The organism is Streptomyces hygroscopicus subsp. hygroscopicus (assembly GCF_030269125.1).
Taxonomy (GTDB): Bacteria; Actinomycetota; Actinomycetes; order Streptomycetales; family Streptomycetaceae; genus Streptomyces; species Streptomyces hygroscopicus_C.
Window position 1 is genome coordinate 237,111 of the sequence record NZ_BSSM01000009.1, and the last position, 26,196, is coordinate 263,306.

22 protein-coding genes and 3 pseudogenes are annotated in these 26,196 nt (G+C 74.2%); 14 read left to right on the forward strand and 11 right to left on the reverse strand.

Translation table 11 applies throughout. From position 1 onward, the window contains the following. The first annotated feature begins 109 nt into the window (after positions 1–109). Complete coding sequence (locus QSK45_RS21460) at positions 110–610, forward strand: SCO4402 family protein (protein WP_285559277.1); 501 nt, start codon at positions 110–112, stop codon at positions 608–610. Between the two features lie 47 nt (positions 611–657). Beyond that, positions 658–1,539 (forward strand): formyltetrahydrofolate deformylase, encoded by an 882-nt coding sequence (purU, locus tag QSK45_RS21465; RefSeq protein WP_285559280.1) that lies wholly within the window; start codon positions 658–660, stop codon positions 1,537–1,539. A gap of 24 nt (positions 1,540–1,563) precedes the next feature. Here the strand turns inward: purU and QSK45_RS21470 are convergent, their stop codons facing one another. Both QSK45_RS21470 and QSK45_RS21475 read right to left on the reverse strand, forming a co-directional pair. Then, complete coding sequence (locus QSK45_RS21470; protein ID WP_285559282.1) at positions 1,564–2,079, reverse strand: EF-hand domain-containing protein; 516 nt, start codon at positions 2,077–2,079, stop codon at positions 1,564–1,566. A 179-nt stretch (positions 2,080–2,258) separates the two neighbouring features. After that, positions 2,259–2,633, reverse strand: coding sequence for an STAS domain-containing protein (locus tag QSK45_RS21475; RefSeq protein ID WP_285559284.1), 375 nt, complete (start codon positions 2,631–2,633; stop codon positions 2,259–2,261). Positions 2,634–2,975: 342 nt separating this feature from the next. On the opposite strand from QSK45_RS21475, the gene QSK45_RS21480 reads away from it, so the two are divergent. Continuing rightward, positions 2,976–3,575: a sigma-70 family RNA polymerase sigma factor gene (locus QSK45_RS21480; protein ID WP_285559285.1), complete on the forward strand. Its 600-nt coding sequence runs from the start codon at positions 2,976–2,978 to the stop codon at positions 3,573–3,575. Further along, positions 3,572–4,819, forward strand: a complete 1,248-nt coding sequence (locus QSK45_RS21485; protein WP_285559287.1) for a maleylpyruvate isomerase mycothiol-dependent enzyme family protein — start codon at positions 3,572–3,574, stop codon at positions 4,817–4,819. The genes QSK45_RS21480 and QSK45_RS21485 overlap by 4 nt, the downstream gene beginning before the upstream one ends. A 45-nt stretch (positions 4,820–4,864) precedes the next feature. On the opposite strand, the gene QSK45_RS21490 is transcribed toward QSK45_RS21485, so the two are convergent. Further along, a complete protein-coding gene (locus QSK45_RS21490) occupies positions 4,865–6,832 on the reverse strand; it encodes a heavy metal translocating P-type ATPase (RefSeq protein ID WP_285559289.1) in 1,968 nt (655 codons plus the stop codon). Positions 6,833–6,942: 110 nt separating this feature from the next. On the opposite strand from QSK45_RS21490, the gene QSK45_RS21495 reads away from it, so the two are divergent. Then, a complete protein-coding gene (locus tag QSK45_RS21495; protein WP_285559290.1) occupies positions 6,943–7,344 on the forward strand; it encodes an ArsR/SmtB family transcription factor in 402 nt (133 codons plus the stop codon). A 1,368-nt stretch (positions 7,345–8,712) separates the two neighbouring features. Next, positions 8,713–9,186, forward strand: a complete 474-nt coding sequence (locus QSK45_RS21505) for an ATP-binding protein (RefSeq protein WP_285559433.1) — start codon at positions 8,713–8,715, stop codon at positions 9,184–9,186. A gap of 261 nt (positions 9,187–9,447) precedes the next feature. Here the strand turns inward: QSK45_RS21505 and QSK45_RS21510 are convergent. After that, positions 9,448–10,024, reverse strand: a pseudogene (locus tag QSK45_RS21510) (hypothetical protein). Between the two features lie 178 nt (positions 10,025–10,202). After that, a complete protein-coding gene (locus QSK45_RS21515; RefSeq protein WP_285559310.1) occupies positions 10,203–11,201 on the reverse strand; it encodes a GlxA family transcriptional regulator in 999 nt (332 codons plus the stop codon). 71 nt (positions 11,202–11,272) lie between these two features. On the opposite strand from QSK45_RS21515, the gene QSK45_RS21520 reads away from it, so the two are divergent. Then, positions 11,273–12,592, forward strand: coding sequence for an MFS transporter (locus QSK45_RS21520; protein ID WP_285559311.1), 1,320 nt, complete (start codon positions 11,273–11,275; stop codon positions 12,590–12,592). 107 nt (positions 12,593–12,699) lie between these two features. Here QSK45_RS21520 and QSK45_RS21525 read toward each other — a convergent pair. Together QSK45_RS21525 and QSK45_RS21530 are read right to left on the reverse strand one after the other, a co-directional pair. Next, positions 12,700–13,182, reverse strand: a pseudogene (locus QSK45_RS21525) (acetate--CoA ligase family protein); the annotation flags it as partial. Positions 13,183–13,389: 207 nt separating this feature from the next. After that, complete coding sequence (locus QSK45_RS21530) at positions 13,390–14,574, reverse strand: flavin-containing monooxygenase (RefSeq protein WP_285559312.1); 1,185 nt, start codon at positions 14,572–14,574, stop codon at positions 13,390–13,392. Positions 14,575–14,866: 292 nt separating this feature from the next. On the opposite strand from QSK45_RS21530, the gene QSK45_RS21535 reads away from it, so the two are divergent. Next, complete coding sequence (locus QSK45_RS21535; protein WP_285559314.1) at positions 14,867–15,730, forward strand: GNAT family N-acetyltransferase; 864 nt, start codon at positions 14,867–14,869, stop codon at positions 15,728–15,730. A gap of 37 nt (positions 15,731–15,767) precedes the next feature. Here the strand turns inward: QSK45_RS21535 and QSK45_RS21540 are convergent, their stop codons facing one another. Next, positions 15,768–16,436 (reverse strand): pyridoxine/pyridoxamine 5'-phosphate oxidase, encoded by a 669-nt coding sequence (locus QSK45_RS21540; RefSeq protein ID WP_285559316.1) that lies wholly within the window; start codon positions 16,434–16,436, stop codon positions 15,768–15,770. A 159-nt stretch (positions 16,437–16,595) separates the two neighbouring features. Here QSK45_RS21540 and QSK45_RS21545 point away from each other — a divergent pair, with 159 nt between their 5' ends. Then, positions 16,596–17,573, forward strand: a complete 978-nt coding sequence (locus QSK45_RS21545) for a magnesium transporter CorA family protein (RefSeq protein WP_285559318.1) — start codon at positions 16,596–16,598, stop codon at positions 17,571–17,573. 78 nt (positions 17,574–17,651) lie between these two features. Here QSK45_RS21545 and QSK45_RS38585 read toward each other — a convergent pair. Further along, positions 17,652–18,020, reverse strand: a pseudogene (locus tag QSK45_RS38585) (thiolase C-terminal domain-containing protein); the annotation flags it as partial. A gap of 386 nt (positions 18,021–18,406) precedes the next feature. Between QSK45_RS38585 and QSK45_RS21550 the strand changes: the two are divergent. Next, positions 18,407–19,126, forward strand: a complete 720-nt coding sequence (locus tag QSK45_RS21550; protein WP_285559320.1) for an RNA polymerase sigma factor — start codon at positions 18,407–18,409, stop codon at positions 19,124–19,126. Continuing rightward, a complete protein-coding gene (locus QSK45_RS21555) occupies positions 19,123–20,217 on the forward strand; it encodes a CU044_5270 family protein (RefSeq protein WP_285559322.1) in 1,095 nt (364 codons plus the stop codon). Before QSK45_RS21550 ends, QSK45_RS21555 begins: the two co-directional genes overlap by 4 nt. Before the next feature lie 37 nt (positions 20,218–20,254). Here QSK45_RS21555 and QSK45_RS21560 read toward each other — a convergent pair whose 3' ends face one another. Then, a complete protein-coding gene (locus QSK45_RS21560) occupies positions 20,255–20,872 on the reverse strand; it encodes a LysE family translocator (protein WP_285559323.1) in 618 nt (205 codons plus the stop codon). An 82-nt stretch (positions 20,873–20,954) separates the two neighbouring features. On the opposite strand from QSK45_RS21560, the gene QSK45_RS21565 reads away from it, so the two are divergent. Next, on the forward strand, positions 20,955–21,407 hold the full coding sequence (locus QSK45_RS21565) for an Lrp/AsnC family transcriptional regulator (protein WP_351863815.1): 453 nt from the start codon (positions 20,955–20,957) through the stop codon (positions 21,405–21,407). A 101-nt stretch (positions 21,408–21,508) separates the two neighbouring features. Here the strand turns inward: QSK45_RS21565 and QSK45_RS21570 are convergent, their stop codons facing one another. Continuing rightward, positions 21,509–22,144, reverse strand: a complete 636-nt coding sequence (locus tag QSK45_RS21570) for a TetR family transcriptional regulator (RefSeq protein WP_285559434.1) — start codon at positions 22,142–22,144, stop codon at positions 21,509–21,511. 614 nt (positions 22,145–22,758) lie between these two features. Here QSK45_RS21570 and kbpA point away from each other — a divergent pair. Further along, entirely contained in the window at positions 22,759–23,586 is an 828-nt protein-coding gene (gene kbpA / locus QSK45_RS21575) for an AfsK-binding protein KbpA (protein WP_285559326.1), read from the forward strand. Between the two features lie 111 nt (positions 23,587–23,697). After that, entirely contained in the window at positions 23,698–26,088 is a 2,391-nt protein-coding gene (gene afsK, locus QSK45_RS21580) for a protein serine/threonine kinase AfsK (RefSeq protein ID WP_285559328.1), read from the forward strand. The last annotated feature ends 108 nt before the right edge of the window (positions 26,089–26,196 follow it).

Here is a 26,196-nt window from a genome sequence, read left to right on the forward strand (position 1 = left end):
ACGATTCCCTCACACCGCTAACCCGCGAGTGATCCACGGTCAACAGAAGGTGATCCCCGGGTGAATTGCGGGGGCCGGCGCGACTTCCGGACCGATGAACGTACGATCGGTGACCGTGCAAGGTTCGGAGAACTCTTCCCGTCGCGGCCGTCGCTCCTCCACCATGGGCGGCATGCCTCTGAACGACATGCCGTGGTGGCGCTGGCGCACACACGTGCGTTCGGCACTGCACATGCTCTCGGACCCCGTCTTCCAGCGGGACGTCTGGCTGGCCGGTGTCGACGGGTACGGCGACGTCACCGACGCCGTGTACCGGCTGGTGGAGGACACCTGGCTGGACAACTGGTCCGCGGAGAAGTACGTCGGCACCATATTCCGCGACTCGCAGGAGGCGGCGCTCGTCGACACCGCGGTGCTGCGGGTGCTGCGGATCATGCACCAGGTCGGTCCGGACGCACCGGTCTCCGCCTACGTCGACCATCCGGGCTGGCCGGAGGCCGTGCGCGCGGCGCGCGACGCGCATGTGCGGATGGCGGCGAGCGACGGGGAGGACGCGGACGCGCCGCCGAAGAGCCTGGAGGTGCTGCGGATCCTGACCCGGTCCGCGTAGCGGACGCCGGTCCGGCGCGCGGGGCTCCGTGTGGGACCCTGAGTTGCATGAACGAGCAGTCCGCGCCCGCCGCCGCCCCGGCCGACCAGTACGTCCTCACCCTGTCCTGCCCGGACAAGAAGGGGATCGTGCACGCCGTGTCCAGCTACCTGTTCATGACCGGCTGCAACATCGAGGACAGCCAGCAGTTCGGCGACCGCGACACGGGCCTGTTCTTCATGCGCGTCCACTTCACGGCCGAGGAGCCGGTCACCGTGGACAAGCTGCGCGCGAGCTTCGCCGCGATCGGTGACTCCTTCCGCATGGACTGGCAGATCCACCGGGCCGACGCGAAGATGCGCATCCTGCTGATGGTCAGCAAGTTCGGGCACTGCCTGAACGACCTGCTGTTCCGGGCCCGGATCGGCGCGCTGCCGGTGGAGATCGTCGGCGTGGTCTCCAACCACACGGACTTCGAGGAGCTGGTCGGCTCCTACAACATCCCGTTCCACCACATCCCGGTCACCAAGGACACCAAGGCGGAGGGCGAGGACCGGCTGCTCGACATCGTCCGCGAGGAGCGGGTCGAGCTGGTCGTGCTCGCCCGCTACATGCAGGTCCTCTCGGACGACCTGTGCAAGCGGCTCAGCGGCCGGATCATCAACATCCACCACTCCTTCCTGCCGAGCTTCAAGGGCGCCAAGCCGTACCACCAGGCGCACGCCCGGGGCGTGAAGCTGATCGGCGCCACGGCGCACTACGTGACGGCCGACCTCGACGAGGGGCCGATCATCGAGCAGGAGGTCGAGCGGGTCGGGCACGGCGTGACCCCGGACCAGCTGGTGGCGATCGGCCGGGACGTGGAGTGCCAGGCGCTCGCGCGCGCGGTGAAGTGGCACGCGGAGCGCCGGATCCTGCTGAACGGGCGGCGTACGGTGGTCTTCGCCTGATCCTTCACCGGGCCGCTCGTCGGCTCACTGCTCGGCGATGGTGAAGTAGCGCGCGAACGCCGGTACGACGTCCCGCTCGTCGATCGCCCCGTCTCCGTCGGCGTCCAGGGCGGCGGCGACGGGCCCGGCGATCTCCTGCGGCACCTGGCACACCCGCAGCAGCCTGGCGGTGTCCTCGACGGTGATCCGGCCGTCCCCGTCGGCGTCCGCGACGGCCAGCGCGGCGTGCAGGAAGGGGCGGGCGATCTCGGCGAACCGCTCGGGGTTGTCGCGCAGCCGCTTGACCGCGCCGCCCACGAACTCCTGGCGGGTGATGCGCTGATCGCCGTCGCGGTCCGCGATCCCGGCCATGCCCTGCCAGAACGCCTCGGCGCCGGCGTAGAGCGCCTGCCCCTTGTCGGAGCGGGCGGCCACGGCGAACTCGGCGAGCAGCGCCTTGGCCACCGAGTTGAAGTCCTCGCGGGCGATGAATCCGTTGCCGTCCTGGTCGAAGGTGGCGAACCGGGCGGCGATCCTGCGCTCGTACTCGGTGCTGACCATGTCTGTTCGGGCCGCCTTACGTGTGCGTGGGGGGTGTGATCGCGCGTTCGTCGCGGATCTCGCGTTACTCGCACGGAGCGTACGGCCTGGGTGACGGCGAAGTGACGGAAAACAGATGGTTGTGCCAAGACCGGGGGAATTCCGCGACAAGAGTGTGGTCTTGTCGCGGAGCCCGCGGCTCAGGCCGAGAGGGGGCCCGCCTCCTCGGTGGTCGCCGAGCCGAGGTCCGGGTGGCAGTCGAAGAGGCGACGGACGCCGAGCGCGCCGAGGACCCGGTTGACGTGCGAGCCGTCGTCGGCGCCCCGGTCGGGCAGGATCAGCCGCAGTCGGCCCTGGCAGGAACGGATCAGCCGACGGGCCGCGATCAGCACGCCGACCCCGCTGGAGTCGCAGAAGAAGACGTCGGAGAGGTCCACGACCAGACTGTGGTGGCCCTCGGCCACGACGTCGTGCACGTGTTGGCGCAGCACCGGCGAGGTCATGAGGTCCAGCTCGCCGCGTACCTGGAGCACGGCCCACCCGCCTCTTTCGATGCCGGTCACATTGAATGCCACGGCCCAGCCCCTCCGCTCGCGGGTTCTCCCGGAACCGCCCGGAACCGGAAGCCGTTCCTACGTTTCATTCCGCGCGGCTGCCCAGCCGCGTTTCCCCGAAACTCGATGCGGCAAACGGCACATGATCGTTTAGAGACTCGTTTCGGTCACTATCGATCTGCTTCGATCAGATACACGCGTGCCGCGTATGGAGAAACTGTGAAGAGGGCACTATCACCTGCGGCGCTCCGGGGGTGTGCTTTGCCGCAAAGAGACATGCGTTCCCGGTGGTGCCCACTACATTCGGGACAACGGTCGCACGGACACCGGCAGGCCGGCCGCCGGGCGAGGGGAGGGGACCCCATGGCCAAGAAGGACGCACCACCGCGCTGGGACCGCAGGATGCAGCAGCGGCTCGCCCGTGGCGAGGCGGCCGCGCTGGGCGAGACGTACGACCGGTTCGCCTCCCTGGTGCACAGCCTGGCCCACCGCGTCCTCGGCGAGGAGAAGGCCGCCGACACCGTCACCCGCGAGGTCTTCGCGCACGTCTGGGAGCACCCCGAGACGTACGACCCGAAGCAGGGCCCGCTGCGCACCTGGATCGCCGCCGTCACCCACCGCCTCGCCGTCCAGTGCCTGCGCGACCGGGAGGAACGGGACCGCGGCGGGCTGCCGGGCGGGGAGCCGGACGGCGCCGGGGAACGGGTGAGCGGCGAGGACCTGGAGAGCAAGGTGCGCCGCGCCTCCGTGGCCGCGCGCGCCGACTACATCGTGCACTCCATGCCGGTCCCCCTGCGCCACGCGCTCGAACTGGCCTACTTCCAGCGCCGCGACTACCGCCAGACGGCCGCCGACCTGGGCGTCACCGAGGACGAGGCCCGCCGCCGGCTCCGCCTGGGCCTGCAACTCCTGTCCACCGCGCACGACGCCGGGGCGCCTCCGGGCTACGGCGGTGCGGCATGAGCGGCGCCGAGGAGTTCCGGGTGGAGTTCGAAGAGCCCCACGAGCGGCGGATACCGATGCCCCGCGCCTCCGTGGAGGACGGCGGGCACCCGCTGCCCGATCCGGCCGGCCGGGGCGAGGAGCCGTCCGTGCCGCTCGACCTGCCGCACGACGTCCTCAGGTCGCTGCTCGGCGCGTGGGCGCTGGCCGCGTGTTCGGCGGCGGAGACGGCGGCCGTGGAGCACCACCTGGGCGACTGCGGCGGCTGCGCCGACGAGGCCCGCCGGCTGCGCGAGGCGGTCGGCCTGCTGCACCAGCCCGAGACCCTCGACCTGGACCCGGCGCTGCGCACCCGCGTCCTGGACGCCTGCCTCGACCGCCGGCCGCCGCGCATCCCGGTACCCGAGTGGGCCGCGCCCTACGACGCCGAGACCGCCCGACTGGACGCCCTGCTCCAGGACTTCGGGGACGCGGAGTGGCATGCTCCGGTGCGGCTGCGGTGGTTCGAGGACGACGTCCGGACGAGCCGTCGTACGACCGTCGCGGGCGTCATCGCGCATCTGCTGGCCGTGGACGGCCTGATCGCGACGGCGCTGGGCCTGGAGGATCCGACGGACGCCGACCGGGCGGCCGGCCCGGCCGCCCGCACGGAGGCCCTGTGGAGGTCCACCCCCTTCCCGCAGACCAGCGCGGTCCGCGTCCCCTGGCGGGAGCAGACCCACGGCCTGGTACGGATGGTGTCCTTCACCGGCGGCGGCACGGGCGGACTCACCGTCTCCTACGGTGACTTCCGCCTCCCGCTGCACGACGCGATGCTGGACCGCGCCTTCGGCTGCTGGGTGCACGCGGAGGACATCGCGGACGCGGTGGACTACCCGTACGACCCGCCGGCCCCGCGCCACCTCAACAGGATGATCGACCTGGCCGTCCGCCTCCTGCCCGGCGCCCTCGCCACCCGCCGCCGCTCCGGCCTCTCCGCCCCGCCGCGCGCCACCCGCCACCTGGCCCCCGCCGGCACCCCCGGCCGCACCCTCCGCCTGGAGATCGAGGGCCCCGCCGGCGGCAACTGGCTGATCCCCCTCGACTCCCCGGCCGCGACCCCCTCCACCGACCACGAGGTCGCCCACGTCGCCCTGGACTCGGTCGAGTTCTGCCATCTGGCCGCGGGGCGTCTCCTGCCGGAGGAAGAGGCGGCGGGCCAGCTCGGGGACAGGGAGGCGATCAGGGACGTGCTGTACGCGACGGCATCCCTGAGCAGGATGTGAACGGCGCCCGGCCGGGGCGCGCTCGCGGGGTCCGGGGGCTTGGCGTCAGCGGTCCCGGTCCGGGCGCGACCGCTGCCAGGCGCCGTCCGCCAGCAGGCGCAGGCCGTTGAGGCCGACGATGACGGTGGAACCCTCGTGGCCGGCGACGCCGAGGGGGAGGGGGAGGGTGCCGACCAGGTCCCAGAGGACCAGGGCGGTGATGAACAGGGCCGCGACGCACAGGTTCTGGACCACCAGGCGGCGGGCCCGGCGGGAGAGGCGTACGACCGTGGGGATCGCGGCCAGTTCGTCGCGGACCACGACCGCGTCGGCGGTCTCCAGGGCGAGGTCGGAGCCGGCCCGGCCCATGGCGATGCCGGTGTGGGCGGCGGCCAGGGCGGGCGCGTCGTTGACGCCGTCGCCGACCACCAGGACCTTGCGGCCCGACCGTTCCATCTCCTGGACGACGGCGACCTTGTCCTGGGGGAGGAGGCCCGCGCGCACGTCGGTGATGCCGACCTCGGCGGCGAGCCGGGCCGCCGCGCGCGAGTTGTCGCCGGTCACCAGCACCGCGCCGGTGCCGGTCAGCGCGGTCAGGGCGGCCACCGTGGCGGCGCCCTCCTCGCGCAGCCGGTCGGCGATGCCCAGGACCCCCGCCGGGGTGCCGTCGAGGGTGACCAGCACCGCCGTACGGCCCTCCTGCTCCAGCTCGGCGACGGCCGGGTGGACGGTGCGGTCGTCCAGGAGGCGGGCGGGACTGCCCACCGCGACGGTACGGCCCTCGACCCGCGCGCTCACGCCCGCTCCCGGGGTGGAGGCGAAGTCGTCGGCCGGCGGGAGGTCCAGGCCCCGGACGCGGGCCGCGTCCACGATCGCGCGGGCCAGCGGGTGCTCGCTCGGGTGCTCGGCGGCCGCGGCCAGCCGCAGCAGCTCCCGCTCGTCCGGGCCGGACCCGGGGAGCGGGCGGACGTCGGTGACGCGGGGCGTGCCCTCGGTCAGCGTGCCCGTCTTGTCCAGCGCCACCGCGTCCACCTGGCCGAGCCGCTCCATGACCACGGCCGACTTCACCAGCACGCCGTGCCGTCCGGCGTTGGCGATGGCCGACAGCAGCGGGGGCATGGTGGCGAGGACGACGGCGCACGGAGAGGCGACGATCATGAAGGTCATCGCGCGCAGCAGCGTGGTGCGCAGATCGGCCCCGAACAGCAGCGGCAGCGCGAACAGCGCCACCGTGGCCGCGACCATGCCGAGCGAGTAGCGCTGTTCGACCTTCTCGATGAACAGCTGGGTCGGCGCCTTGGTCTCGGAGGCCTCCTCGACCATGGCCACGATCCGGGCGATCACCGAGTCGGCGGGGTCCCGTTCGACCTTCACCCGCAGGGCGCCGGTGCCGTTCAGGGTGCCGGCGAACACCTCGTCCCCGGCCCCCTTGGCCACGGGCAGCGGCTCGCCCGTGATGGTGGCCTGGTCGACCTCGCTCGCCCCGTCCAGCACCCGCCCGTCGGCGCCGATCCGCTCACCCGGCCGTACCAGGATCGTGTCGCCCACGCGCAGTCGTCCGGTGGGCACCCTCGACTCCCCGCCGGCGTCGGCCAGCCGCGTCGCGGTCGCCGGGGCGAGGTCGAGCAGGCCGCGCACCGAGTCCGCGGTGCGGGCGGTGGCGATCGCCTCCAGGGCGCCGGAGGTGGCGAAGATGACGATCAGCAGCGCCCCGTCCAGCACCTGTCCGATCGCGGCCGCGCCGAGTGCGGCGACGACCATGAGCAGGTCCACGTCCAGGGTCTTGTCCCACAGTGCCCGCAGCCCGGCCCAGCCGGGCTCCCAGCCGCCGGTGACGTAGACGGCCGCGAACACCGGCCCCCACGCCCACGCGGGCGCTCCGGTCAGGTACAGCGGCAGCGCGACCAGGAAGAGCACCAGCGCGGCCGCCGCCCACCGTGCCTCGGGCAGCGCGAAGATCCGCGTGCGCCGCCGGGGCGCCACCGCCTCGCGGGCGGCGCCGGCCTCGGCCGGGCGGGTGAGCGTGGAAGACATGGCGGAGGGGCCCTTCTTGGGACGGGGACACGACGGGCTGCCCCACCACGGTAGCAGGAACAGATGAAGAGACATTCATGTGTTCATGTGTGGTGCCGTAGCATGGACCCATGGGTCACGGAGCCGCACAGCCAGCCGCAAGCGTCCCCCGCGCACGGCTGGACGCCGCGAACGCCGCCAAGGTCGCCAACACCCTCCAGGCGCTGGCGACCCCGTCGCGGCTGCTCATCCTGGCCCGTCTGCGCGAGGGCCCGCTGCCCGCGACCGAGCTGGCCGCCGAGGTCGGCATGGAGCAGTCCGCCTGCTCCCACCAGCTCCGCCTGCTGCGCAACCTGGGCCTCGTCGTCGGCACCCGCAAGGGCCGCTCGGTCGTCTACTCCCTCTACGACAACCACGTCGCCGAACTCCTCGACCAGGCCATCTACCACGTCGAACACCTGCGCCTCGGCCTCAGCGACACATCCGACGCGACGAGCCCGGAACCCGGGACGGCGGACGCGGCGGCCATGTGACGCCGCCGGGCGCGCGGTCTGCGGGGCGGGCGGCGAGAACCACTGCCGCACCCGGTACCCGAGCACCTCCCGCAAGGTCTCGTTCCGCGGCGGCGCCCCGGCCACCTCCAGGCGCCCCGGGGGTTGTGCGGGGCCGGGCCCCGGGTGTGGAGGCGGGGGACGATCTCGGGCGAGGCCGACGAGGCCGCCGCGGGGCGTTGTTCCACTCCCGCGCACACCAGTTCCCCCCGGCTCCGCGTCCGGCAGGCCGGTCACCGCCGTGTCCGCGATCGCGGGACGGCCGTGGAGCGGGTCCTCGATCTCCCGCGCGGAGATGTTCCCGCCCGAGCGGGTGATCACGTCCTCGAGGCGGCCGGTGCGGTCGGTCGGCCCGCTGACCTCCCCGTGCCGGGTGACGGGCGCCGCCGCCGGTCCCCGCACCACCCCCGTCGCCGCCCTCCTGCCCGCCGAACAGCTGGGGGCGGCCGTACGCGTGACGGAACCGGGGGTGCAACACGCCCGGACGCGCGAGCAGTTCGCGCGGCCGATCCGGTCGTTCCGGGCCGTCCTGCACCTGTGCGCGGACCTGCCGGTGCGGGCGGGAACGTGCCGGGCCGCCCGCTGTGCCGCCGCCGTCACCGGGCCCCGGCCGGCGTCGCCGTCGCCCGGCTGCCCGCCGACGGGGCCGCCGAGCGCGGGGCCCGCGACTGCCTCCAGGTGTACGGCGGCATGCGCTTCACCTGGGAGGCGGACGTCCATCCGCGTCCGAAGCGGGCGGGGGTGCGGGCGCGCCGGGCCGATGGTGTGACGGAGAGTGAGGCGGGGATCGTCGCCGGTCCGGTCTCCCGAGTGTGCTGCCCTGCGCCGCGGCCAAAGCCATGGCCCAAGATGTCGCGGATCGTGGCGTGCCGGAATCACAGAGCGTTGATACCTGGTTGTGTCCTTCGCGAGGGCTCGTCACGGCCCGGAGTCGGGCGGCGCTCCGGTACCTTGTGTGGGATGCGAGTGGCTGCGAACGCGGGCGGTGCCGGCGGTGCCTCTGGGGCGGCGCCGGAATACGCGGTGCGCGCCGCTGCTCGCGGGGCGGGCCGGGCGGAAGCCCCCGCCTGTTCGACTCCCCGGCACGAGCGTCGCACAGTATGCCCTACGCGTACTCCTTCGCGAGGGAATATGCCCGAAGCGCTTGTTGGGGTGACTGTACGTCAACCATGCTGTGAGGCAAGGAGATCACGTTCCGTGACCCTTGCTCTGGCTGTTGTCCAGGCCATGCAGGAAATGGCTACGATCGTGGCCCTCGTGACCGCAGTCCCGGCTCGGGCCGGGGCGGCGCGGTGGCGCGGGGCCGTGTTCTCGCCGGTTCGGATGGTGTGAGCGGTGCAGGTGCTTCAAGTGCAGCTGGAGATCCGGCCCGACCCCGCGGAGGTGGGGCGTGCCAGGGAGTGGGCCCGCTCGCGGCTCGACGGGCTGGGCATAGCGGCCGACGAGCCGGTGGCCGAGACCCTGGTCCTGCTCGTCTCCGAGCTGGTCACCAACGCCGTGGTGCACACCGGCCGTCCGGCGGTCCTGCGACTCTCCCTGCCCGGCACCCGGGCTGCCGCCGCCCCCTCGCCCACGGTGCGCGTGGAGGTGACCGACGCCTGCTCCCGGGCCCCCGTGCCGCGCTGCGTCGGCGGTGACGCCACCGGCGGCCGGGGCCTCGCCCTCGTGGACTGCCTCGCCGACCGCTGGGGCTGGAGCCGTGAGGGCGCCGGCAAGAGCATCTGGTGCGAGGTGGACGGCGGCGCGCGCGGTGAGGGGAGCGCGGCGGTGGCGTACGGGGGCGGGCTGTCCGCGTACGGGGATCTCGCCTTCGAAGCGGTGTAGCCCAGGGCGTCCCGGTGCGCCGGGGGTGCCCCCGTGCGCGGGTGCCGTGAACCGGCCGCGTGTGCCGGATCGGCGCCCCGGCATTGACGATCCGTGAGCGGCTGAACACGCTGGTGCGCGTGGATTCGCCGCGAGGGGACGGCGAGGGCCGGGCGGCGGCCGTGGGTCCTCGCCGAGTGCGGGTCGCACCGGGCGGCGGCGCGGGCGAGCGGCGAAGGGAGCGGCCGCGCCGCCAACCGCCGTGCCGCGGGCGCGCGTTGATCACAGGATCACGACCGGAGCCACCGTCCCCCGTCGCGCCGACGAACGGCTCGGGCACCGCCGACAGCGGCGACGCGAGGCGTCCGCGTTCTCCACAGGCTGTGGACAACTTTTCGGGATTCCGGTTCCGGCCCTGGGGCATCCCCGATCTCCCTGCCGTGCCGGGCGCCGCCACCGCGTGACCGCGTGGCCGCCCGCCGGCTGGTCCACGCCCCGCGCCCGCGCCGCGTCCAGCGGTACCCCGCCCGAGACGGCCGGCCGCGTCCTGCCGATCCCGCGGAACGCGGCCCGGAGTGCGCGGTCACGGTGTCGGCCGGGCGGCCGTTGAAGTGCCGCCCGCCGTACGGGACATGGGGCAGCGCGCCCCTGTGCGTGCCCGCCTGGAGCCCCAGAGTCACCAGGCCGTCGCCGCACGCCGCCGCGCCGGGGCGCGACGGCCCGTGCGGACCTCGGCGACCGCCCCGCACGCGACCTCGTCGGTGATCAGGCCGAGCGTGCCGGTCTCGTCCTCGGCACCCCGACGCCTCCAGCCGGTCACGCGTTTCGCGATCTCACGGAACTCCGGCGGCAGTGCCATCCGGTGCCTCCCCGGGGCTTGTGTCCGCGCCTCCCCCGGACCACAAGAGCTGACAAGGCGGCAAAAGTCCCTGGCGGGACGAGCCGTCGTCGTCAACGGCTACGGGGTCGCGACGGACGGGACCGCGCCGACGAGCGAGGTCCGGGTGGCGCGGGCCGTACGCGCCTCCCGACGCGCGTCACCCCGACACGGCGAGCGCGCGGAAGGTCCGCCGGTAGGCCGTCGGTGTCACCCCCAGCGCCTGCTGCACGTGCTGCCGCATCGACTGGGCCGTGCCGAAACCCGCCGACCGCGCCACCTGGTCCATGGAGAGGTCGGTGGACTCCAGCAACTGCCGTGCCCGCTCGACGCGTTGCTGGGCGAGCCACTGCCCGGGGCTGACGCCGACCTCCTCGCGGAAGCGCCGGGTGAAGGTGCGGACCGACATGGCCTCCTGCTCGGCCAGGTCGCGCAGCTGGATCGGCTCGTGCAACCGGGCCAGCGCCCAGGCGCGCGCGGCGGTGGTGGTGGCGAACTGGGGGTCGGGCACGGGGCGCTCTATGAACTGGGCCTGGCCGCCGTCGCGGTGCGGGGGGACGACCATGCGGCGGGCCACGTCGTTGGCGACGGCCGAGCCGAAGTCGCGACGGACCATGTGCAGGCACAGGTCGATCCCGGCGGCCACGCCCGCCGAGGTCAGCACGTCGCCGTCGTCGATGAACAGCACGTCCGCGTCCACCTCGACCCTCGGGAACATCCGCTGGAAGTGCTCGGCCTCGGCCCAGTGGGTGGTCGCCGGGCGGCCGTCGAGGTGGCCGGCGGCGGCGAGGACGTACACCCCCGTGCAGATGGAGGCGAGCCGGGTGCCGGGCCGGATCAGGGCGAGCGCGGCGGCCAGTTCCTCGGTCAGCCGTCCCTCCTCGAAGACCGGGCCCAGTTCGTACGACGCCGGGACGATCACCGTGTCGGCGCGGGCCAGCGCCTCGGGGCCGTGCGGCACGTGGACGGAGAAGTCGGCGTCCGTCTCGACCGGACCCGGGGGCCGCACCGAGCAGGTGAGGACCTCGTACAGGTGCCGCCCGCGCGCGTCCTTGGGACGGCCGAAGACGCGGTGCGGGATGCCCAGCTCGAAGGGGAGCAGCCCGTCGAGGGCGAGGACGGCGACCCGGTGCGGACGGAACTCCTCGGCGACATTCATGGCCCGATCCTAGTGAATGCTGTCCTTCGGGCCACTCGATGCGCGGAGGGGAAATCAGGACGCTGTATGACGTGACTCAGACAAACCCAGCCGCCGCCCTCGACCGGGCCGCCCCGCCCGATCAGCGACCCCGGACGCGCCCGCGTGTGCACCGCGCCTGGTTCGTCGCCGCCGTCACCTTCGTCACGATCACCGGCGCGGCAGCCTTCCGCTCCCTGCCCGGCCTGCTGATCGACCCGCTGCACCAGGAGTTCGGCTGGTCGCACGGCACGATCGGCGCGGCCGTCTCCCTCAACCTCGCGCTCTACGGCCTGACCGCGCCGTTCGCCGCCGCGTTGATGGACCGGTTCGGCATCCGGCGGGTGGTGGCGGTGGCGCTGACCGTGATCTCGCTCGGCTCCGGGCTGACGGTGTGGATGACGGCGGCGTGGCAGCTGTGGCTGTGCTGGGGTCTGATGGTCGGGCTCGGCACGGGCGCGATGGCGCTGGCCTTCGCGGCGACGGTCACCAACCGCTGGTTCACCTCGCGGCGCGGCCTGGTCAGCGGCATCCTGACCGCCGCGTCCGCCTCCGGCCAGCTGGTCTTCCTGCCGTTGCTGTCCTGGATGGTCGAACGCCACGGCTGGCGTCCGGCGGCCGTGACCGTCGCGCTGGCGGCGCTCGCGGTGGTCCCCTTCGTCTGGCTCCTGCTGCGCGACCACCCGGCGGACGTCGGCCTGAATCCCTACGGATCGACGGCGTTCATACCCAAGCCGCCCCCGGCGACGGGTGCCGCCCGCCGTACCCTCAAGGTCCTGTCGGACGCCGTCCGCACCGGCACCTTCTGGCTCCTCGCCGGCACCTTCGCCATCTGCGGCGCCTCCACCAACGGCCTGGTGCAGACCCACTTCGTGCCCGCCGAGCACGACCACGGCATGCCGGTGACGACCGCGGCCTCGCTGCTCGCGGTGATCGGCGTGTTCGACGTCGTCGGCACCATCGCCTCCGGCTGGTTCACCGACCGCTTCGAACCCCGCCGCCTCCTGGCGCTCTACTACGCCCTGCGGGGTCTCGCCCTCGTCTTCCTCCCGATGCTGCTGTCCCCCTCGGTCCACCCCCCGATGCTGTTCTTCATCGTCTTCTACGGCCTCGACTGGGTCGCCACCGTCCCGCCCACCCTCGCCCTGTGCCGCGAGCAGTTCGGTGAGGACAGCGCCATCGTCTTCGGCTGGGTCCTCGCCTCGCACCAGGTCGGCGCCGCCCTCGTCGCCTACCTCGGCGGCCTCGCCCGCGACGTCTTCGGCTCCTACGACCTGGTCTGGTACGCCTCGGGAACGCTGTGCGCGGCCGCCGCCCTGATGTCCCTGGTGATCCGGAGGACGGGCACGGCGGCACCGGCCGTCGCCGGCTGAGCAACCCCCTCCCGCGGGAGCTCTGGAGGCCGGGCGGGTGAAGCGTCCCTGGTGGAAGGGGACAGCGGCGGTCCGGGTGGTCGCCGTTCCGAGCGCGTGGACACGGCCGCCGCGGCCACCGCGTCGTCGGCGCCGGTGGGCTTGCCGGTGTGCGGGGCGGCCGTGCGGGCGAGGGCGCCGGCCTCGGTGCGGCCCGCCTTCACCGCGACCACCGACCGCGCCCCGGCGGGCGGCGCGGTCGGCCTTGAGGACCTCCACGTGCGCGGCGATGGCGCCGGCCTCCGGCCGCTCGGCGGACCATGGAGACGAGGTCGATGGCCTCCGGGTCGGCCTCGTCGCCGCCCGGGGCCCAGTGGGAGACGCGGACGCCCGGCTCCCGGAGGGCGAAGACGGTGCGGTCCTGGTGGCCGGACCGGGTGATCGGCGCGATGGCGGGCCGGTGGGGCCGTCCCGGACGTGTTCGAAGGCGTTCAGGCCGGTGTCCGGGCGAGCAGCCGCAGGCCCGAGCGGCGCACGGCGTCCGCCGGCCGCCGCCCCGCCGCCGCCCCCGCCCCGCCGGTCCCCGCGAAGCCGGACGCGAAGGCGACGGCGGGAGGGAAGGTCACCGGCGAGCGGGGGCGGCCACGACGGAACCCGCAGCCACGACGGAACCCGCGGCCGCCGACGATCCCCGGCCGCCGACGATCCCCGGCCGCCGGCGATCCGCGGCCGCCGGCGATCCGCGGCCGCCGGCGATCCGCGGCCGCCGGCGATCCGCGGCCGGGACGGCGCGGTGGCCGGGGAGCCGGCGCCGCGGGCTACCGGCGGCGCGCCAGGTGCCCCGCCACCCCCTTCGCGATCCTCCCCGCGTCCAGCGCCAGCTCCCGCAGCATCCCGCTGATCGGGTTGGTGTACCCGGTGAAGTACAGGCCGGGCGCCTGGGCCGGCGTCCGGCCGCCCCGCACCACCGGCTTTCCGTCCGGGGCCAGGACTCCCAGGTGCCCCACCAGCCCGTCCAGCCCCCGCGTGTACCCCGTCGCCGCGATTACCGCGTCCGGCGATATCCGGGAGCCGTCCGCCAGGACCACCTCGCCGGCCTCGAAGGACTCCACCGCCGCCACGACCTCCACCTTCCCGCGGCGCACGGCGTCGATCAGGCCCACGTCCTGCACCGGGATCGCGCCCTGCCTCACCCTGCTGTACAGGCCGGTGTCGGGGCGGGGCAGCCCGTGGGCGGACAGATCGGGCATGGACAGCCCGGCCTGACGGCGGGACAGGCTGTCCACGAAGCGCACCGGGAGCCGCCGCACCAGCACCCCGGAGTACTGCGCGGGCCAGCCGAGGGTGGACCGCCGCACGATGTGCGGCACGGTCCGCACCGACAGCCGCACCCGTGCGGCCCCGCCCTCCACCAGGTCCACGGCTATCTCCGCGCCGGTGTTCCCGGCCCCGACGACCAGCACGTCCCGCCCGGCGTACGGCTCCGCGTCGCGGTACGCCCCGGCGTGCAGCAGCTCGCCCTCGTACGCCTCCCGCCCCGGCCAGTCGGGCACGCGCGGGGTGTGGTTGTAGCCCGTGGCGACGACCACCGCGCTGCCGGTCAGCTCGCGGCCGCCGGACGCGCGCAGCAGCCAGCCGGTGCCGTCCCCGGCGCGCTCGACGCGGTGCACCTCCACGCCGGTGACGATCTCCAGTCCATGGTGTTCGGCGTACTTCTCCAGGTAGCGCACCACGTCGTCGCGCGAGACCCAGCGGCCGAACCCGCGCGGGATCCTCAGGCCGGGCAGCGCGGACAGCCGCCGGGTGGTGTGCAGATGGAGCCGGTCGTAGTGGCGCCGCCAGGACGCCCCGACCGCGTCGGCCTTCTCCAGCACCACCGCCCGGATGCCGCGCGCCCGCAGCGCGTACGCGGCGGCGAGCCCGCCCGGACCGGCGCCGATGACGTACACCGGGTGGTCGGCGGGGGTGGACGGGTGCGTGGGGGTGGGACGGGACGCGGCCATGAGCGCGAGCGTAATCACCCGCCTGCTTGATGGGTCTCGGTCAAGACCGGAATTGGTTCCGGATTGATCACGGATGTGCGGGGTGTGTAGCCGGATGGTGCGTGAAGAGGGCGGGAAGTCAATGCATCTGACGTAGCGTCGGCTCCATGGGCCCGATGAACAGCGGTCCGCGCCGCGGCCTCCCCGGAGCCGACGCCTTCACCCGTTCCATGTCGGCGGGACGTCGCCGCGAGGGGCGTTCGTGGGCGGCAAACCGGTGCTCCGACCGGCGAGTCGGGCCGATCATGGGCCCATGCATCCCGAGTCCTGGCAGCTCACCGACGACCTCGACGGCTTCCTCGCCCGCGCCGACGGCTTCCTGCGCTCCCGCCCGGCGGCGCACACCGTGCCGCTGACGGTGACCGACACGCTCCGCCGGCGCGGGCTCCACCACTACGGCCGTGAGGCGCCGCTCTTCGGCACCCTGGCGGCGGCCGACGGCACGGTGGTCGCGACACTGGTCCATACGCCGCCCCACGGCCTCTGCCTCACTCCCGTCACCGCGCCCCAGGCCGCCGCGCTGGCCGACCGCCTCGCCGACCTGGGGCGCCGGCCCGCCGAGGTGAGCGCCGAGCGGGAATCCGCGGCGGCGTTCGCGCGGGCGTGGCAGCGGCGGACCGGCGCGAAGGCGCGGGTGCGTACGCGCCAACGGCTCTACCGGCTCGACGAGCTGACTCCTCCCGCGCCGATGCCGGAAGGCCGTCCGAGGGTCGCCGCATCCGCCGACCGCGGGCTGCTGGTCCGCTGGTTCGAGGAGTTCGCGGACGCCGTCGGCGAAGGTGCCGGGCGGGACGCGGGGGCATGGGCCGACGCCCGTCTCTCCTACGGCGGAATCACCCTGTGGGAGGCCGCCGACGGCACGCCGCTCGCCATGGCCGGGGCGACCCGGGAGATCGCCGGGCAGGTGCGCGTCGCCCCCGTCTACACCCCGGCCGGCCTGCGACGGCGCGGGTACGCGGGCGCGGTCACCGCCGAGGTGAGCCGGGCCGCGCGGGACGCGGGCGCCGCCGAGGTCCTCCTCTTCACCGACCTGGCCAACCCCACGAGCAACGGCCTCTACCAGCGGCTCGGCTACCGGGGCGTCGCGGACTTCACGGTGTGGGGCTTCGCGGGATGAGCCGCGGCACCGACCGAAGCACCACCACACCGTCCGCTCACGGCCACAGCAACCCCCTGCTCCATCCGAACTCCGTGCTGCGGTACTCCAGCCGGACATGCGCCCGGTCGGCGTCGCCCTGGAAGAACTCGACGGTGTCGGGGCGCAGACGGTAGAGGGTCCAGGTGGGGGCGGGCAGGGCAGGGTTCTCGCGGGCCCTGGCCCACGCCGCCGCCGAGGCGCGGCGCAGCTCGTCCGTGGAGGCCAGCTCCTCGCTCTGCCGGCCGGTCAGGGCCGCCGCGAGCGCGCCGGTCGAGCGGGCGTGCAGATCGGCCTGGCTCTCCTCGGGGGCCGCCGCCGCGACCGGCCCGCGCAGCCGCACCTGGCGGCCGAGCACCGGCCAGTAGAAGGTCAGCGCGGCGTACGGGTGGGCGTCGAGGGCCCGGCCCTTGCGGCTGGTGGCGTGCGTACCGAAGGACCAGCCGTCGGGGTCGGCGCCGTGCAGCAGCACGATCCGGGCGTCCGGCCGCCCCTCCTCGTCCACCGTGGCCAGCGTCATCGTGTGCGGCTCCGGCTGCCCGGCGGCCACGGCCTCCGCGAACCAGCTCGTGAACAGCGGCAGCGGGGTCGGCGGTGCCGTCCGCGGGTCGAACGGCGCCAGCCGCGTGACCTCGGGCGACCAGACGCGCTGGGTCAGGAGCAGGGCGTGGAGATCGTTCTGTGCCATGGGCCCGAGTATCCAGGCCCGGCCGAGTCCACCCGCACCCGCCGGTCGCCCCGTCTCACCCGTTCGGGCCGCCCGGCGGCGCACAGGAGGGCGTCCGGGTGCGCGGACGACCGCGTCCGCCCAGGCTGGGAGCGGGGCGACGGACCGGTGGTGAGGGCGATGATCGTAACGGTGGTGGGGATACCGGAGGGCGCCACCGCGCGCACCGACCTGGCGGAGGCCCGCCGGGGACTCGCCGCCACCCGCGGTCTCCTCGTGGACGTGGAGCTGCCGGAAGGGGAGCGGGCGGAGGACGGGGAGCCGCTGGCCCGGCGGCTCGGGCTCGGCGACGCGGACCTGGACTGGTTCGGACGTCCGGGTGAGCCCGCCCGCGCCGACTTCCTGGGCGACGCCGTCGGCCTGGTGATCCCCGTCGTCCAGGACGAGCACGTCACCTACGCCCACGCCGTGGCCAAGGACCGCTACCTGGTCACCGCGCACCGGGGCCCCGCCCCCCTGGCGTCGGAGATCACCGCGCACGTGCGGCGGGAGCGGCCGCGCGACGCCGTGACCCTGCTCTTCCTGGTGCTCCAGTCCGCCCTGGCCACCTTCCGCCGGGCCGCGGTGGCCGCGTTGCTGGAGGTGGAGGAGCTGGAGGACGACATGTTCCGGCAGCGGCGCCCCGAGCAGGGCTACCGGCTGTCCCGGCTGCGCCGTCGCGCCGCCCTGCTGCACCACACGCTGCTGCCCTACCTCCAGGTGATGGACGAGGTCATCACCCGCCGGATGACGAGCCCCGACTTCCCGGCCGAACGGCGGCGGCTCGCCCGCGAGTTCCAGCACATGGCCCGGCTGGTCCTCACCGACATCGAGACCCTCCAGGAGGCCGCCCGCCGGGCCTTCGGCAGCTACTCCTCCCTTGTCGCGGGCGAGCAGAACAACGTGATCAACCGGCTGGCCATCGTGTCCGTGATCTTCCTCCCGCTGTCCTTCCTGACCGGCTTCTTCGGCATGAACTTCGCCTTCCTGACGGACGAGCTGGAAAGCCGCGCGGTCTTCTGGCTGCTCGCGATCGGCCTCCAGCTGTGCGTGCTGGCCGCCGCCTTCTACGTCCTGCACCGCACCCGCGTCTGGCGCCGGCTGCGGGACGAGGAATGACGGGGAGCGGGGAGGAACGGAGAGGAACAGGGAGGAACGGGGAGGACGCGGCCGGCGGCCCGGCGCCACGGTGCCCGACGAGCGGAACCGGCCCCCGGTGCCGGACGCGACCGCGAGGCGCGGCAACCGCCCGTCGCGGCACCGGACTCGGCGCTGCCCGGCCTCGCCGCCCGGCCGCCGTACGGCCTCCGTGAGCAGGAACATGCCGCGCTTCAGGGGGTGTTGGGCGGACAGCCCCGCCGCCGCCGGGTCCACCAGCAGCCGGCCCTTCTCCACGGACATCCCGCCCTCGCTCTTGGCGCGGAGGCCCGGGTCCCACGACGTCACCAGGATCACGGAGGCGAAGGCGTCGTAGGTCTCGGCGAGATCGATCGCGCGGGGGCGCACCGCGGCCCGCTCGAAGGCGAGGCGAGCCACTGGCCGCCGTCGGGGAGAGCGGGGCGACACCGCCCGGCGTGCTCCTCACCCCTACGGGCGCCCGGAGCGGGCCGCCCGGCGGCGTCGATCAGCCGGCGGGGCACCGACGTGCGGGTCACCGCCGTACTGCTGGGAGGGGGGGCGGCCCTGGTGTTCCGGCCGCCGTCGCCGCCCATCAGAAGGGGATCAGCCGGGAGACCTGACTCCGCGGCTGACCGGACACCCCTGGGTGGGCCCAAGCGGTCCGGGCCGTGGGTGGACCGGCAGACTCTGGTCCGCGGCGTCGGCCGGGGCCGCCCGAGGCCGCCTGGCAGGGTTGTCGGGGCATCGGCCCCTTCCCTTCTCCGCCCCGGCCGTGACGCACGTCACGGGAAGCGCGGCCGGGAATCCGACAGGTACCAGAGGTGAACCTTGACATGCGTACCCGGCTACGGGCGGGGGAACCGGCCGCGTTCGCCGAGTTGTTCGACAGTTACGCCCGCGGCGTGTACAACCACGCCTTCCGTCTGACCGCCGACTGGTCGACGGCCGAGGACATCATGGCCACCACCTTCATGGAGGCATGGCGGCTCCGCCACCGGATCGATGCCGAAGGCGGCTCGCTGAGGCCCTGGTTGCTCGGCATCGCCACCAACACGGCACGCAGCCAGTACCGCAGCAACCGGCGGTACCGGCGAGCGGCCCTCGCCGCCGCGGCGGCCGAGCCGAACGTGCCCGACCACGCGGACGAGGTGACCGAGCAGATCGACGACCAGCGCGAACTGGCCGTGGCCCTCCGGGTGCTCGCCACCTTGCGCAGACCCGAGCGCGAGGTCATCGCGCTGTGCGTGGGAGAAGGGCTCGACTACGAGGCCGCGGCGCAGGCGCTCGGCATCCCCGTGGGCACGGTCGCCTCCCGGCTGTCCCGGGCTCGCCGGAAACTGCGCTCCCTCGCGGACGCAGAACTGGCGCGGTCCGCCGGTCCCGCAGGGGCCGTCACCGGCGACCGGGAGGGCCCCGCTCCCCGCCCGGCGCGCACCGGACCGGCGGGACGATCCGAAAAAAGCCGCGGCAGACGGGAAGCCGGAGCGACCGGCCGACAGATACCTGGTGATCGCATCGACACCGTCCGGCCCGCACAGGAAGGAAACCGATGAGCGCGAACACGTCCCGGCCCGACCCGGGTGAGTGGGAGGAAGCCGCACGGCTGCTGTCCCGGACCGCGCGCGACCTGCCGACGGGCCGCCACGACCACCACAGGGAGCGTCTTATGGCACGAATCGAGCAGGAGCAGCGCACGCAGGAGACGTCCCCCGGCACCGCGAAGGCGCGCCGGCCGTGGCTGCCCGGCCCGGCGATCGCGCTGCCCGCCCTCGCCGCGGCCGTGGCCGCGGCCGTCATCGCCGGGACGGCGATGACCGGCGGGAACGGGCACGGACCCCACCGGCTCGCCACCGGGCCGGCCCTGACCACGCGGATCGGCGCCGCCAGCCCCGACGGGGTGAGCCGGCTGCTCGACCAGGTCTCGCTCGTGTCCGCGAAGGACGACCACCCCGTCCTCAAGCCGGGCCAGTACGTGTACATCGAGTCCAAGGCGGCCGACACGTTCCTGAAGATCGTCGGCGACAAGAGCAGCCTCGCCAGCCACGCGCTGCACAAGCGCCAGGTGTGGTACTCCCCCGACGGCACCAAGGGGTGGCTGATCGACCCCTCCGTCAACGACCGTCCCGAAGGGGAGACCCTCAGCCTGCCCGACGAACAGGGCAACACCCCCGTCGCCGGCCTGAACAACCCCTCGTACGACTACCTCGCCACGCTCCCCACCGACCCCGACACCCTCCTGACGAAGATCTACAAGGAGACCAAGGGGCACGGCAACTCGCCCGACCAGGAGGCGTTCACCACGATCGGCGACCTGCTCGTCGAGAGCTACCCCCCGCCGGCCCTCTCCAAGGCACTGTTCAAGGCCGCGGCCAAGATCCCCGGTGTCGTCACCGTGCACGACGCCGTCGACGCGGTCGGCCGGCACGGCATCGCGGTCGCCCGGCTGGACGAGCAGAGCGGCCAGCGGGAGGAATGGATCTTCGACAGGAACACCCACGTCTTCCTGGGCGAGCGGTCCGTCCAGGTGCGCAAGGCCGGCGGCCTGGACGCGGTCATCAAGCCCGGGACCGTCCTGTTCACCAACGCCGTCCTCCGGCGAGCCGTCGTCGACGGCATGAAGGAGGTCCCCGCGCGGGTCGGGTGACGCCCGCCCCCGGGCCCCGGACGCGGCCGAGGGCCGGCTAGAGGGTCGCGAGCCGCTCCACCAGCAGGAAGGCGCCGATGCCGAGCATCGCGGCGCCCGAGGTGCGGGTCACCGCGCGGGCCGCGGCGGGGCGGGCGGACAGCAGGGCGCGGGCGAGGACGCCCACGGTGAGGTAGACGGCCGCGCAGCACGCCATGTGGAGCAGGCCGAGGGCCGCGGTCTGCGCGGGGACGGGCAGGTGGGCGCCGCGCAGGGTGAGGAACTGGGGGAGGACGGAGAGGTAGAGCAGCAGGCCCTTGGGGTTCAGGCCGCTGATCGTCGCCCCGCGCAGGAAGAGGCGCCCCCCGGCCGGGGCGACCTCGCCGGCCTCCGGGGTCGCGGGGCGGCGCAGGACACTCCAGCCCAGCCGGAGCAGATAGCCGGCGCCCAGCACGGTGAGCACCGTCAGCAGCCGCGGTGAGCCCGCGACCAGGACCGCGAGACCGGCTGCCGCCAGCGCCGTGTGCACGGCGTATCCGCAGACCAGCCCCGCCACCGCGCGCGGGACCCGGGCGCCGCGCAGGGCGTTCGCGATGACGTACGCCCAGTCGGCGCCCGGCACGCACACCAGCAGCAGGTCCACGACGAGGAAGGAGAAGAGCAGTCCCGAGTCCATGAAGGGGACATTAGGCGCGTTCGGCCCAAAAGTGTTTCCGAAATTTGCCCGTGATCGGCGCTTCCGGGCAAATATCTTCTTCATGGACGACGTGGACCGGAAAATCCTTGCCGAACTCCAGCAGGACGGTCGGCTGACCGTGACCGAGCTGGCCGCGCGGGTGCGGCTCAGCGTCTCGCCGTGCCACCGGCGACTGCGCGAACTGGAGCGGTCGGGGGCGATCCGGGGCTACCGGGCGGTGGTGGACGCGACGGCGCTCGGGCTGAACTTCGAGGCGCTGGTCTTCGTGTCCATGCGGCAGGAGGACCGGGACACGGTGGCCGAGTTCGAACGGGCGGTCAGCGAACTGGACCACGTGCTGGACGCGCAACGGCTGTTCGGGGAGCCGGACTATCTCCTGCGGGTGGCCACGGCCGACCTCGCGGCGTTCCAGCGGCTGTACGACGAGCGGCTCGCGACCCTGCCGGGGGTGCAGCGGCTGACCTCGACCCTGGTGATGAAGCACGTCGTACGGGACCGGCCGCTGCCGGCGTGAGTCGTCGCCCCCGAGAGCGCGCCAGGCGGCGGCTCACGTCGGTGAACCACCGCCTGCGAGACAGGACTTGGCTTCAAGGGCGCGTACGAGACGTACGGGTGCTATCTCGACGGCTTGCGCCCCGTGACGCCCAGGTGCACCAACAGAGCCAGGTTGGGCTTGAGTTCGGCCTGCTTGACGCCCCAGGCGGAGAAGCCCTTCTGGTGGGAGGCGACCGCGGCGAGCATGGTGACGAGGGAGCCGGCCACCGCGGAGGGGTTCACGTCCTTGTCGACGCGTCCCTTGGACTGGAGTTCCGCGATCGAGTCGGCGAGGGAGCTGTTGACCGAGTTGAGGATCTTCATGCGGATCTTGTAGAACCGTTTGTCCCCTTCGGCGGCGCCGAGGTCGACCACGCGCAGGATCGCGTCGTGCTTCTTCCAGAAGTCCAGGAAGCCGTCCACGAGTTCCTGCGAGGTCTGCCAGCCGGACTTGCCGGCCCAGGAGCGTCCTTCGAGCAGCTGGGTCAATCCGGCGCCCTCGGCCGCCATTTGGTCGGCGATCTCCAGGACGGCGCCCTCGACGTCCGGGAAGTACTGGTAGAAGGTCGCGGGCGAAGTGCCCGCCTTCCGCGCGACATCGATGACCTTGACGTCCCGGTACGGGGAGGAGCTGAGCATCTCGCTGAGGCAGTCGAGCAGCTTCTGCCGGGTCGCCTGCCCACGCCGGCCGGCCACGCGGCCGTCGACGGTACGCACTTGTCCTGTCATGTCGTCAGCTTACCGAGGGGTGATGGGAGCGCGATTCGGCCGACTGCAAATGGGGTGCGCGGGCCTATCGAGCCTGGTGTGCCTGGTCTGCGGGCTGCGCGCCACCCGGTTACTTTGACGACATGGCCGAAAACAGGGCATCCACGAACGAAGAGCCACACGGGGGTCAGAGCGGGGGACCGGGGGGTGGACCGGGTGGGGCGGCCGAGGGCGAGCGGGGGGTCGTGGGGTGCGGCGCGGGCCGCTTCGCGGGGGGTGGAGGCGCGGGCTTCGGGGCGTGGGGAGGCGCCGGGGGAGAGGCGCGCACACCCCCGGACGGGCGGCCGGCGGCCGGCGGGTCCGGCGGCGCGGGGCGCATCGCGGCAAGCAACGGGCCGGGCGGGGGTGTGCCGGGGAGGCCGGAGGGATCGGGCGGGGGTGTGCCGGGGAGGCCGGAGGGATCGGGCGCGGGGCCGGGCGGTGATGCGCGGGGCGGTTCCGGCGGACGGGCCGGAGAGGGGCCCGGTGCGGGTCGCGGGGCCCGAGGGGAGCCGGACGCGCGGCAGGGATCCGGGCCGGACCCGGGCTCGCGTGAAGCACCCGGTGCGGGGGCGCGACCCGGTGTGCCCGCCTCCCCCTCGCCGGCCGCCGGCCGGCCGGGCCCCGGGCCCGCCGAGGAGCCGGGCACCGCCGAGCCGGCCCCCGCCCCTGACCCGGCGTCCACGGAGAAATCTCCCCCCGTCCAGCCCCCCTACCCCGAAGGCACCCCCTGCTGGCTCGACGCGCAGCTCCCCGACCTCGAAGGGGGCAAGCGGTTCTACGGGGAGCTCTTCGGGTGGAGTTTCCGGGAGGGGGAGGCGGGATCCGTGTGGGCCACGCTCGGCGGGCGGCCGGTGGCCCAGCTGGAGCGGAAGGCGGACGGGCGGATGCCCACCGTCTGGACCGTGTACTTCGCGACGCCGGACGTGCAGACGCTGAGCCGGAGGATCGTCGCCGCCGGCGGCCAGATCGTCGTCGGGCCGTATCCCGTGGCGGAACTCGGCCGGGCCGCGCTCGCCGCCGACCCCGAGGGCGCGGTGTTCGGACTGTGGCAGGCGAGGCGGCACCCCGGATTCGGGCGCAGGCACGAGCCCGGCACGTTCGCCTGGGCCCAGCTGTACACCCGCGACACCACCGGCGCGAACACCTTCTACGGCGGTCTGTTCCACCACGCGCTGTTCGCCCCCGGCGCCGAACCCGACTTCGGCCGCGCCGACATCACCGACGTCTTCCCCGCCGAGATGCCCCCGCACCTCCTCGCGCACTTCCGTGTCACCGGTCTCGACGAGGCGCTCGGCGTCGTGCGACGGCTCGGCGGGCGCGTGCAGGCGCCGCCCTTCGAGACGTCGTACGGACGAGTGGCCGTCGTCACCGACAATCAAGGGGCGTCGTTCGCACTACTGCAACGGTAGGACATCCTGATTTGTCCCCGGGTTCGCAACCGGCCGCCCGGCCAGGAAGAATCGGGGTGCGTGCCGCCGCGGCGGTGCGGTGGTGAGACGCTGCACTTCGGCCGCGTACAAATGGGGTGGCGGCCAGTACGGGGAGGTGGCAGGCAAGTGGATCAGCTGACGCAGCACGATCCGCGGCGGATCGGGCCGTTCGAGGTGCTGGGCCGGCTGGGCGCCGGCGGCATGGGGCTGGTCTATCTCGCGCGCTCGGCGTCCGGCCGGCGCGTCGCGATCAAGACGGTGCGCACCGAGCTGGCCGAGGACCAGCTCTTCCGTGTCCGCTTCACCCGTGAGGTGGAGGCGGCCCGCGCGGTCTCCGGCTTCTACACGGCCGCCGTGGTCGACGCCGACCCCCGCGCCGCCGTGCCCTGGCTCGCCACCGCCTACGTCCCCGCGCCCTCCCTCGAGGAGATAGTGAACGAGTGCGGGCCGCTGCCGGCGCAGGCCGTGCGCTGGCTCGCCGCGGGCGTCGCCGAGGCCCTCCAGTCCATCCACGGCGCCGGCCTGGTCCACCGCGACCTCAAGCCCTCGAACGTGCTCGTGGTCGAGGACGGCCCCCGGGTGATCGACTTCGGCATCGCCTCCGGTGTCTCGAACACCCGGCTGACGATGACGAACGTCGCCGTCGGCACCCCCGCCTACATGTCGCCCGAGCAGGCCAAGGACTCCCGCAGCGTCACCGGCGCCAGCGACATCTTCTCGCTCGGTTCCATGCTGGTCTTCGCGGCCACCGGACACCCGCCCTTCCACGGCGCCAACCCGGTCGAGACCGTCTTCATGCTGCTGCGCGAGGGGCCCGACCTCTCCGGCCTGCCGGACGAGCTGCGCCCGCTCATCGAGGTCTGCATGCAGATGGAGGCGCCCGGCCGCCCCAGCCCCGCCGACCTCCAGGCCCAGCTCGCGCCCCACCTCTTCGGCTCCGGCTCGGACGACAGCGGCACCGCGTCCGCCTGGCTGCCCGAGAAGGCCGTCGCCCTGATCGAGGCCCGCCGCGGCGGCCGTCCCGCCGCCAAGCCCGCCCCGGTGGCGACCGGCCCCGGCCCCCGTCCCACCGCCGGCCCGGCCGTCCCGCCGCCCCCGCCGTACGACCCGCCCGTCCCGTCGGCCTCCTTCGCGGCCCCCGCCTCGGCCCCGGACACCGGTCCCGTCCGGCTCGCCGGCGCCCCGGTCCCCATCGGCCCCGGCCCCCGCGTCGCCGACGCCCGCGCCGCCGCCGTGAAGGCGCCCCCGCCGGAGGCCGGACTGGTCGCCAACTGGTCCCGTCCGCGCCCCGGTGTGGCCGGCGCCGACCCCGCCGTACCCGCCCCCGCGCCCGGGGCCCCGGAGCAGGCGAGCGGCTGGCGGCCCTGGCGCTTCCGCATGTCGAACGACGTCTGGGGCACCCCCTCCGTCGACGGCGACCTCGTCTACGTCACCTCCTTCGAGGTGCACGCCCTGGACGTGGGCACCGGCCGCCGCCGCTTCAAGACGCGCGACGTGGCCTGGTCCATGGCGGTCGCGGACGGCCGCGTGCACGCCTCCGACGGCCCGACCCTGTTCGCCCTGGACGCCCGCGAGGGCACCGATCTGTGGCGGCTGTCCACGGACGCCTGGGTGTACTCGCTCAAGGCCGACCGCGGCACCGTCGTCACCGGCACCCGCGGCGGCGGTGTCCAGGCATGGGAGGCGTCGAACGGACAGCGGCTCTGGGAGATCACCGGCTGCCAGACCGACTTCGAGACCCCGGAGGCGGGCCCGCTCGTCCACGACGGCACGGTCTACGTCTGGCAGGACGCGCGGCTGCGCGCCCTGGACGCCCGCACCGGCGAGGAACGCTGGGCCTACCCCATCGGCGACGCGGCCTCCTGCGGCGGCGTCCCGGTGCGCCTCGCCCCGGCCTCCGACGGCTATGTGTACGTCTGCGCGGGCAGTCGCGTCCTCGCCGTGGAGGCGGTCAGCGGCATGGTGCGCTGGCACTTCGAGGCCCCGGCGGTCTTCCTCGGCCCGCCCGCCTTCGCGCCGGGCCCCGCCGTCACCGGCGGCGGTGTCTACCTCGCCGACTACCTCGGCACGGTCTACGCCCTCGACGCCACCGACGGCCGCGACCGCTGGCGCATCGCCACGGAGGCCCGTTCCTCCGTCGAACCCGTCCTGGTCGCCGCCGGACACGTCCATGTCGGCAGCGGCAAGGGCCTGTACACCCTGGACGCGGTCACCGGCACCCCCAAGTGGCGCTTCCAGGCGGGCGGGGACGTGGTCGGCGCCCCGGTGGTCGCGGAGGGCCGTATCCACTTCGGCTCCACCGACCACCTGCTCTACACGCTCAAGGCCGACGACGGCCGGCTGCGCTGGAAGCTGGCCACCGGCGGCGAGATCACCGGCTCCCCGGTGGTCAGGGACGGGGTGGTGTACGCGTGCAGCAAGGACCGCTGCGTGTACGCGCTGGACGCGGAGAAGGGCACGGGGACGGCCCGTACGGCCTGACGCGCGGGGTGCGACGGCCGTCGCACCGGTGCACGGAAAGGGGTTCCGGACGGCGGCCGTCCCAGGCCCGACGCTACCCGGCGTGCCGGAACCCCGCCAGGCGGTGAG

Excerpts from the sequence above, each read along its gene's own strand:
- purU (WP_285559280.1), top strand. The coding sequence starts at position 658 with ATGAACGAGCAGTCCGCGCCCGCCGCCGCCCCGGCCGACCAGTACGTC.
- QSK45_RS21470 (WP_285559282.1), bottom strand. The coding sequence starts at position 2,079 with ATGGTCAGCACCGAGTACGAGCGCAGGATCGCCGCCCGGTTCGCCACC.
- QSK45_RS21480 (WP_285559285.1), top strand. The coding sequence starts at position 2,976 with ATGGCCAAGAAGGACGCACCACCGCGCTGGGACCGCAGGATGCAGCAG.
- QSK45_RS21485 (WP_285559287.1), top strand. The coding sequence starts at position 3,572 with ATGAGCGGCGCCGAGGAGTTCCGGGTGGAGTTCGAAGAGCCCCACGAG.
- QSK45_RS21490 (WP_285559289.1), bottom strand. The coding sequence starts at position 6,832 with ATGTCTTCCACGCTCACCCGCCCGGCCGAGGCCGGCGCCGCCCGCGAG.
- QSK45_RS21495 (WP_285559290.1), top strand. The coding sequence starts at position 6,943 with ATGGGTCACGGAGCCGCACAGCCAGCCGCAAGCGTCCCCCGCGCACGG.
- QSK45_RS21515 (WP_285559310.1), bottom strand. The coding sequence starts at position 11,201 with ATGAATGTCGCCGAGGAGTTCCGTCCGCACCGGGTCGCCGTCCTCGCC.
- QSK45_RS21530 (WP_285559312.1), bottom strand. The coding sequence starts at position 14,574 with ATGGCCGCGTCCCGTCCCACCCCCACGCACCCGTCCACCCCCGCCGAC.
- QSK45_RS21535 (WP_285559314.1), top strand. The coding sequence starts at position 14,867 with ATGCATCCCGAGTCCTGGCAGCTCACCGACGACCTCGACGGCTTCCTC.
- QSK45_RS21540 (WP_285559316.1), bottom strand. The coding sequence starts at position 16,436 with ATGGCACAGAACGATCTCCACGCCCTGCTCCTGACCCAGCGCGTCTGG.
- QSK45_RS21545 (WP_285559318.1), top strand. The coding sequence starts at position 16,596 with ATGATCGTAACGGTGGTGGGGATACCGGAGGGCGCCACCGCGCGCACC.
- QSK45_RS21550 (WP_285559320.1), top strand. The coding sequence starts at position 18,407 with ATGCGTACCCGGCTACGGGCGGGGGAACCGGCCGCGTTCGCCGAGTTG.
- QSK45_RS21555 (WP_285559322.1), top strand. The coding sequence starts at position 19,123 with ATGAGCGCGAACACGTCCCGGCCCGACCCGGGTGAGTGGGAGGAAGCC.
- QSK45_RS21560 (WP_285559323.1), bottom strand. The coding sequence starts at position 20,872 with ATGGACTCGGGACTGCTCTTCTCCTTCCTCGTCGTGGACCTGCTGCTG.
- QSK45_RS21565 (WP_351863815.1), top strand. The coding sequence starts at position 20,955 with ATGGACGACGTGGACCGGAAAATCCTTGCCGAACTCCAGCAGGACGGT.
- afsK (WP_285559328.1), top strand. The coding sequence starts at position 23,698 with ATGGGGTGGCGGCCAGTACGGGGAGGTGGCAGGCAAGTGGATCAGCTG.